This window comes from Azoarcus taiwanensis (genome assembly GCF_012910885.1).
Lineage (GTDB): Bacteria > Pseudomonadota > Gammaproteobacteria > Burkholderiales > Rhodocyclaceae > Azoarcus_F > Azoarcus_F taiwanensis.
The window spans coordinates 1-2,060 of the sequence record NZ_WTVM01000247.1 but is presented as its reverse complement, the minus strand read 5'-3'; the positions used below and the strand labels follow the sequence as shown (position 1 = coordinate 2,060).

The window sequence follows — 2,060 nt, the reverse complement described above, 5'->3', positions numbered from 1 at the left end:
CATCGAAGGAGGATTCCGCCACGCTCTGCTTGAGCCGACCGGCGCCGCGCATCACGTTGGAGGCGGTCTTCGACAACAACGCGAGATAGTCATCCACCCCGATCACGCCCGAACGCACCAGCGCGAGATCGTCGTAATACGAGGTAAAGCCCTCGAACAGCCACAGCAGGCGGGTGTAGTTCTCCTGCGCCAGATCGTAAGGCACGAAGGCCGCCGGCTTGATCCGCTTGACGTTCCAGGTGTGGAAATACTCATGGCTGCACAGCCCGAGATAGCGCTTGTAATCGTCCGGCAGACCCTTCATGCCACGCCAGGGCAAATCCTTGCGGCTCGCCATCAGCGCAGTCGACGCGCGATGCTCCAGCCCGCCGTAACCGTCGCCCACCACCATGGTCATGAAAACATAACGATCGACCGGCGCCGGCTTGCCGAAAAGCTCGATCTGCCACGCGCAGATCTTCGCCAGGTCCTTGCACAAGCGCCCGGTGTCGCAGTCGTGCTGCCCAGTCAGCACCACCTCATGCTTCACCCCGCCGGCCTTGAACGTCGTATGGGTGAAAGTGCCCATCTCGACCGGGTGATCGACCAGCTCGTCGTAATCCGCCGCCCGATACAGCCCGAACCCGAGCGCCTTCGCCGCCCCCTTTTCGCCCTTTGCGACCGGCAAGGTGGTCGCCACCTTCCAGTCGGCGTAAGCCTTGCCGTTGGGCCGGTGGATCTCCACCTCGCAGGCTCGGTCGGTCTGCCCCTCCACCGCCAGAAACACGCTGGTGCCGTTGAAGAATCCATGCGTCGGGTCCAGATGCGCCGCACGCACGGACAAATCCCAGGCGTAGACCTCGTACTCCACCGTCAAGGCCCGCCCGGCCGGCACCCGCGCCGCCTGCCAGGTGTGCTTGTCGAGCTTCGTGAGCCGCACGGGCTTTCCACCCGCCTCGGCCCGGATCGTCACGATGTTGCGCGAGAACTCGCGAATCATGTAGCTGCCCGGAATCCACGCCGGCAAACTGAAACGCTGCCCCCGCGGATCCGGCTCGGTCACGGTGCACGTGACGCGAAACAAATGGGCTTCAGGGTGGGAAGGAACAATGGTGTAGCGGATCGCCGCGCTCATGGGGTGGAAGCCTCGGTGGTGGACGGGATGTTGGCGCATTGTAACGGGCCGATATAGGGTGCGTTGAACCGAAGGTGAAACGCACCGCACACGCTATACTGAACATATGTTCAGTACTCGCAATTCCCCACCCCCCGCCTACGCCGAACTGCACTGCCTCAGCAACTTCAGCTTCCAGCGGGGCGCCTCCCACCCCGAGGAGTTGGTCGAGCGGGCGGCCGAGTTGGGGTATGCCGCGCTGGCGATCACCGACGAGTGCTCGCTGGCCGGCGTCGTGCGCGCGCACAGCGCCATCAAACGCAAAAGCCTGCCGCTCAAGCTCATCATCGGCACCGAGATTCAGCTTGCCGACGGCCCGCTCATCGTGCTGCTCGCCACCTCGCGCAGCGGCTACGCTGCCCTGTCCCGGCTCATCAGTCGCGGACGTCGCGCAGCCGAAAAAGGCCGCTACCACCTCACCCGCGCCGACATCGAACACGCCGGGCTGGACGCCTGCCTCGCCCTGCTCGTCCCGCCCGATCCCGCCACGCTCGACGACACCACCCTGACCGAACACGCCATCTGGCTCGCCGGCTGCTTCCCCGGCCGCGCCAGGCTGGCGGTCGAACTCGCCTGTGGGCCGGACGACGCCTCCGTGCTGCATCGCCTGCTGCAACTCGCCACACAAACCGGCCTAACCGCCGTCGCCGCCACCGGCGCCCTGATGCACGATGAAACCCGCCGACGCCTGGCCGACGTGCTCACCGCCACCCGGCTGCGCACCACCGTCATGGAAGCCGGGCTGGCACTGGCCGCCAACGCCGAGCGACGCCTGCACACCCGCAAGCGGCTCGGCACACGCTACCCGCAGACACTGCTGGACGAGACCCTACGCATCGCCGAACTGTGCACCTTCAGCCTTGACGAGCTGCGCTACGAATACCCCACCGAGCCCACGAGACCCGAA

The 2,060-nt window shown here is 65.8% G+C and carries 2 protein-coding genes; one reads left to right on the top strand and one right to left on the bottom strand.

All coding sequences use genetic code 11. The annotated features are described in order from the left end of the window. On the bottom strand, positions 1-1,114 hold a 1,114-nt coding region (locus tag GPA21_RS20045; RefSeq protein ID WP_168989826.1), incomplete at its 3' end, for a M61 family metallopeptidase. A gap of 106 nt (positions 1,115-1,220) precedes the next feature. Here GPA21_RS20045 and GPA21_RS20040 point away from each other — a divergent pair. Continuing rightward, the coding region (locus GPA21_RS20040; protein WP_168989825.1) for a PHP domain-containing protein at positions 1,221-2,060 on the top strand (840 nt) is incomplete at its 3' end.